The sequence below is a fragment of the Oceanobacter sp. 1_MG-2023 genome, from assembly GCF_030689025.1.
Lineage (GTDB): Bacteria > Pseudomonadota > Gammaproteobacteria > Pseudomonadales > Oceanobacteraceae > Oceanobacter.
This window is the reverse complement of record NZ_JAUYWA010000045.1, coordinates 1-5,859: the sequence shown is the minus strand read 5'-3', so window position 1 is coordinate 5,859 and position 5,859 is coordinate 1. Positions and strand designations below refer to the sequence as shown.

The window sequence follows — 5,859 nt, the reverse complement described above, 5'->3', positions numbered from 1 at the left end:
ATTCAACGGCGGCATTTCGCCTGTTGCAGCTGAGGAAAACCTTAAAATACTGTCCGGGATTAGTTGACCACTACAACCAAGGGAAGCAACATATTTGTTAATGATGATTTTGAATCATTCCATAAATTCTCATCTGCTTTTAGACGGAATTCTCCCGTATATTCCACCCACTCTTTTGCGACTATAAGTGCATCGTAATACATGCGCTCCCAGCGGTCGCCGTTAGCTTCGTTGATTTCATCGAAATCTTTGAACTCAACCTTTGCAGGTCTTAGTTGCTGCAAGCTAGGCGCTACAACTTCTCCCACGCCATTGCCTAATTCGTCAACTTTCCAATCGTAATTGGGTGGCACGATAATTCCGTATGCGTACTCAAAATCCCAAAAGTAACGAATAATCCCTTTAGACTTTGGAAACCCTCCATCTTGTAGCTTACAGGTAAATGGACTGCTTGATTTTTCTAATTCTACCCTGTTGACTCTGGATAAAATTCCGTAAGCAGGAACTTGGCCTGTGATGAGAGCGTCAATTCTCTCTTCGAGCTTATTAATTTTTCCATTTTGGAAAAAGTAGGCTCCACCAGCCCCAATTAAAAGTGCCACAACAGCGGCTATTATTTCTTTCATGGTAGGTTTCTCCTTTAGTTTCCCTAACAGTTTATTAGTGCGCATGCGCGGTTTCTGGGCAAGCCGATTTCTGGGAAATCACCGTAACTACTTGAATGATAGGAAGTAAAATCCATTTCCAGATCAGTCCATTCTGTGAAAGCGAGCATGCGCATTAACTCCTGTTCCTGTGTGCCTTGCGTATTAATCTGTCAACCTGCGCAACAACTTTCCGTGTATCAATGCCTTGACGATAACAACGTCCGGGAAAGCGCGCAAGGCTTCTGAAAAAGCGCGCATTGATTTGGGCAACTTTCAATTATACTGGATATCCATACATATCAGATCAAGGAGTGATCAATGCTCAGGCCGACAAACCAGCGATAGAGCATGTTGTACTGAATCTGCTCGACCAGTTGCCGTTCGCTGCGAATACTGAAGAGGATTTGCAGCAGCAAGGCTCTCAATAAACGCTCCGGAGGAATGAATTCCCGCCCGCGCTCGGAATAGATCAGGCTGAGTTTCCAATCGATGTGGGTGAGCGCCTGATCTAACAGGGTTTTGATGGATCGTAATGGGTGATCGTGTGGAACCTTACCGAAGCCAGTAGGTATCAGGGATAAAATCAACAGCCTGCTAGAGACTGGAGCTGACGGGTACACCAGCCTGATGGCTCCGCACGACGATACTGGCATCCGACGACCATCCGCAGATGCCAGTATCCACACTCTCGACCCTCAAGCCATGTTCTGCTTGTTACCCCTGAGCAGTGATTGATAAGCAAGTACCAACCAATACCCGAACGCCAATATCAGAAATGGCGATAATGAAAACGTAAGTGCTCTTCAATAAATGAAGCAATAAAGTAATAGCTGTGATCGTAACCGGCATGTATTTGCAATGTCAGTGGGTAATCACTTGCTTCTGCAGCAGCGGTCAGTGCCTCTGGCTTTAATTGCTCCACCAGAAAGTTATCTGCCTCTCCCTGATCCACTCGCGCAGGAATACGCACCGCTGGGTTTTTCATCAGCTCACTGGCATCGTGTTGCTTCCACAATTCACGGTCTTTACCCAGATAAGCAGTCAAGGCTTGCTGACCCCAGGGACAGTTCACCGGATTACAAATAGGGCTGAATGCCGATACAGATGAAAACATACCCGGATTTTTCAAGGCGATCGTCAATGCCCCGTGGCCACCCATCGAGTGACCGGCAATTGCCCGTTTGGCTGTCACCGGGAAAGTCGCTTCGATCAGGGCGGGCAATTCGCTGACGATATAATCGTACATGCGATAGTGCTTGCTCCAAGGCTCCTGGGTGGCATTGACATAAAAACCAGCCCCCTGACCAAGGTCGTACTGGTCTGCATCGGCTACCTCTTCACCACGCGGGCTGGTATCCGGTGCGACAATCGCAATGCCCAACTCCGCTGCCACTCGCATGGCACCGGCTTTTTGCATAAAGTTTTCATCGCTACAAGTCAGTCCCGACAACCAGTACAGCACCGGTACATCTTGCCCCTGCACCGCTTGTGGCGGCAGATAAATCGCAAAGCGCATATCGCAGTTCAGTACTTCCGACCGATGCGTATATTGCTTGTGCCAGCCATCAAAGCTTTTGTTCTGACTAATCATTTCCATGGAAGTCCCCTTCAGATAGGTCAGACGCCTGCCAGCAGACGTCAGATGCAAATGGTTAAACGGCAATGCCGATGGCGGAGCTGGCCAGACCAGACATCCGCCATCTGGCATCAGGGGTTTCAGTAATGAATAACGGAACGGATTGATTTGCCTTCATGCATCAGGTCAAAGGCTTCGTTGATCTGATCCAGTGGCATGGTGTGGGTGATAAAGTCGTTCAGGGCAAATTCGCCAGCCATGTAACGTTCAACGATTTCCGGCAGCTCGGAACGACCCTTGACGCCACCAAACGCTGAACCGCGCCAGACTCGGCCAGTCACCAGCTGGAATGGGCGGGTAGAGATTTCCTGACCGGCACCGGCAACACCGATGATCACGGATTCGCCCCAGCCTTTATGGCAGCATTCCAGCGCTGAACGCATCACATCGACGTTACCGATACATTCGAACGAGTAATCCACCCCACCGTCGGTCAGGTCAACGATCACTTCCTGAATCGGCTTGTCGAAATCTTTCGGGTTGATGCAATCGGTTGCACCCAGTTTTTTCGCCAATTCGTATTTGCTTTCATTGATATCCACACCAATGATACGGCTGGCTTTGGCCATGGTGGCACCAATGATGGCCGACAGACCAATACCGCCCAGGCCAAAAATAGCCACGGTGGCACCTTCTTCGACCTTGGCGGTGTTCATCACTGCGCCCATGCCAGTGGTAACACCACAACCCAGCAGACACACTTCTTCCAGCGGGGCATCCGGGTTGACTTTGGCCAGAGAGATTTCTGGCAGCACAGTGTACTCAGAAAAAGTAGAGCAACCCATGTAATGGAAAATTGGCTCACCCTTACAAGTGAAACGCGTGGTGCCGTCTGGCATCAGGCCCTGGCCTTGTGTGGCACGTACAGCCTGACACAGGTTGGTTTTACCGGATTTACAGAACTTGCACTCGCCACATTCGGCGGTGTACAGCGGAATCACATGGTCGCCTACTTTCAGGCTGGTCACGCCTTCACCAACAGACTCAACGATACCACCACCTTCGTGGCCCAGAATCGACGGGAAAATACCTTCAGGATCTTCACCAGACAGCGTGAAGGCATCGGTGTGACACACACCGGTCGCGACAATTTTTACTCGCACTTCACCGGCTTTTGGTGCAGCAACTTCAACTTCTTCAATCTTCAGAGGCTCTTTCGGGCCCCAGGCAATCGCGGCACGGCATGTGATGGATCCAGTCATGTTGTTCTCCTGCTGAGGATTTATTTATTGTAAAACACCATTCTAGTTTTTCCCCACATGGATATAATCCCCTCAATTAACAATTTATCTTTACGGTGTAGAAATAATGGTGCAATGGGAAGGAGTCAGAGAATTTGTTGCCGTGGCCGAAACCAGCAGCTTTACCGCGGCCAGCCAACGGCTGAAACTATCGGTAGCTCAGGTCAGCCGCCAGGTTGCCGCACTGGAAGCCCGACTCAACAGCGAATTGCTCCACCGCACCACCCGCAAGGTGTCGGTGACGGAAGCCGGCCGACTGTATTATCAGCATTGTCGGCCTTTGCTTGATGGCCTGGAAGAAGCCGAGCAAGCGCTTAACTCCCTCAACCACAAAGCCACCGGACTGTTACGACTGACCGCACCGTTCACCTATGGTGAAAATCATATTTCCCTGTTGCTCAACGACTTCCTGCTGCTGCATCCCCAGGTGCAGCTTGAATGCCAGATGACCAACCAGAAACTCGATCTGATTGACGGCGGTTACGACCTCGCCATTCGCCTGGGCAAGCTGGAAGACTCCTCCATGAAGGCTCGCCGCCTGACCACTCGCCAGCAATATCTGTGTGCTTCGCCAGAGTACTTGAGCAAACGGGGCGAGCCCCATTCGCTCTCGGAGTTACAACACCACAACTGTTTGCTGGGCACTCTCGATTACTGGCGTTTTCGAGAGTACAACCGGGAAAAAATCCTCCGCGTCAGCGGCAACCTGCGCACCAACAGCGGCCTGGCGCTGGTCGATGCAGCCCTCAAGGGCATAGGTCTGGTTCAGCTGCCGAATTATTACGTCAAGGAACATATCGACAGTGGCGCACTGGTTGAGCTCTTGCCGCAATTCCAGCCGGAAGCCGAAGGGATCTGGGCGCTGTATCCGCACAGCCGCCACCTGTCGACCAAGGTCAGGCTGTTGGTGGATTTTCTGGCAGAGCGGCTCGGGAGTTGAGTTAACGGAAAATCAAGCAGCGGCCACGCAAATGCCGCAGGGATAAGATATATGCCACCTGCGCAATTCTTTTTCCCAATACTGACACTGGACTACCTGCCCGCTGGTGCACAAGCTATACAGGTACATCAGCAAGCAGAAATCGGTTTGCTGAAATGTGATTATCCGCTGGCTTATACCGTGTTTACTGGAACATAAGCTGCTTGTATCTCTTGAAGTAACAGGAAAATGAATATGTCAGATTACATTGCAATGACTGCTGTTATTGAAGCCAGAACCGGTTGTGCAGAAGCATTGGAAAAACAGTTGCCAGAGTTCGAGAAAGTCACCAACGACGAGCCAGGCTGTGTTGAATTCAGGTTTTTTAAAGCAGCCGAAAAGCCAAACCAGTTTATCTTATGGGAGATTTTTACCAGTCAGGAATCACTGGCAACCCATATGAATGCGGACTATACCAAGGACCTTTTTGCTCTGGATTTAATACAATCAACTCAAGTGATAAAACACAGCAAAGTGATATAGAGGCTCTCGTTCGTAGGGGCTGTCAGCGGGGGTGTTTGTAGTGGTCAACTAATCCCGGACAGCGCAGACTATTAGGACACCCACCGATCAAGGACGGACTATCAGCAGCGGACTATCAGGACACCCGGACTATTAGGACACCCACCAATCAAGAGCAGGACTATTAGAAGACTATCAGGACACCCATCAATCAAGTACTTTTGCCTGATTCCATTGCCGCGTCGCGATGTCATAATTGAAAAATCATCAACTTCACGGACGGAGTTCGACTATGCCCAAGCCTCGTAAACAACAGGTCTCGATTGAGGCCACTCCTTATTACCACTGTGTTTCTCGCTGTGTACGTCGCGCTTATCTGTGTGGAACAGATTCAGTGTCTGGCCAGAGTTACGAACATCGGCGCGGTTGGCTGGAAGAGCGTATTCTGGCGTTGCCGCAAATATTCGCCATCCAGGTTGCGGCTTATGCAGTGATGTCGAATCACTACCACGTGGTGCTGTTTATCGATACCCGACAGGTTCAGGCCTGGAGCGATATGGACGTTGTGCTGCGCTGGCATCAGCTGTTCAAGGGCAATGCGCTGTCGCAGCGGTTTGTGCGGGAAGAATTGCTCTCAGAGCCGGAGCAGCAACGGTTGTCGATACTGATTGAGGAATGGCGTTCCCGACTGTCGGATATCAGCTGGTTTATGCGCGTGTTAAACGAAGCCATTGCCCGCGAGGCGAATGCGGAAGACGACTGCTCCGGGCGATTCTGGGAAGGTCGTTTCAAGTCCCAGGCATTGCTCGACGAAGCGGCGTTACTCAGTTGCATGGCTTACGTGGATTTAAATCCGGTGAGAGCGAAAATTGCCGCGACGCTTGAAACCTCCGA

General features: G+C 50.6%; 6 protein-coding genes and 2 pseudogenes. 4 read left to right on the top strand and 4 right to left on the bottom strand.

The genetic code is table 11. The features are described from left to right. Positions 1 to 59 precede the first annotated feature (59 nt). From Q8W22_RS16485 to Q8W22_RS16470, 4 genes and pseudogenes are all read right to left on the bottom strand, one after another. Positions 60 to 626 (bottom strand): hypothetical protein, encoded by a 567-nt coding sequence (locus Q8W22_RS16485; protein WP_305453088.1) that lies wholly within the window; start codon positions 624 to 626, stop codon positions 60 to 62. 335 nt (positions 627 to 961) lie between these two features. Continuing rightward, positions 962 to 1,237: pseudogene (locus Q8W22_RS16480) on the bottom strand (transposase); the annotation flags it as partial. 179 nt (positions 1,238 to 1,416) lie between these two features. Next, positions 1,417 to 2,244, bottom strand: coding sequence for an S-formylglutathione hydrolase (fghA, locus tag Q8W22_RS16475; RefSeq protein ID WP_303434219.1), 828 nt, complete (start codon positions 2,242 to 2,244; stop codon positions 1,417 to 1,419). A gap of 119 nt (positions 2,245 to 2,363) precedes the next feature. Further along, on the bottom strand, positions 2,364 to 3,485 hold the full coding sequence (locus Q8W22_RS16470) for an S-(hydroxymethyl)glutathione dehydrogenase/class III alcohol dehydrogenase (RefSeq protein ID WP_303434218.1): 1,122 nt from the start codon (positions 3,483 to 3,485) through the stop codon (positions 2,364 to 2,366). 106 nt (positions 3,486 to 3,591) lie between these two features. Between Q8W22_RS16470 and Q8W22_RS16465 the strand changes: the two genes are divergently transcribed. The 4 genes and pseudogenes from Q8W22_RS16465 to Q8W22_RS16450 form a co-directional block, all read left to right on the top strand. Continuing rightward, complete coding sequence (locus tag Q8W22_RS16465; RefSeq protein WP_303434217.1) at positions 3,592 to 4,464, top strand: LysR family transcriptional regulator; 873 nt, start codon at positions 3,592 to 3,594, stop codon at positions 4,462 to 4,464. Positions 4,465 to 4,515: 51 nt separating this feature from the next. After that, a complete protein-coding gene (locus tag Q8W22_RS16460) occupies positions 4,516 to 4,662 on the top strand; it encodes a hypothetical protein (RefSeq protein WP_305453087.1) in 147 nt (48 codons plus the stop codon). Between the two features lie 36 nt (positions 4,663 to 4,698). Beyond that, a complete protein-coding gene (locus Q8W22_RS16455) occupies positions 4,699 to 4,986 on the top strand; it encodes a putative quinol monooxygenase (protein ID WP_305453086.1) in 288 nt (95 codons plus the stop codon). 271 nt (positions 4,987 to 5,257) lie between these two features. Continuing rightward, positions 5,258 to 5,859 (top strand): annotated as a pseudogene (locus tag Q8W22_RS16450) (transposase); the annotation flags it as partial.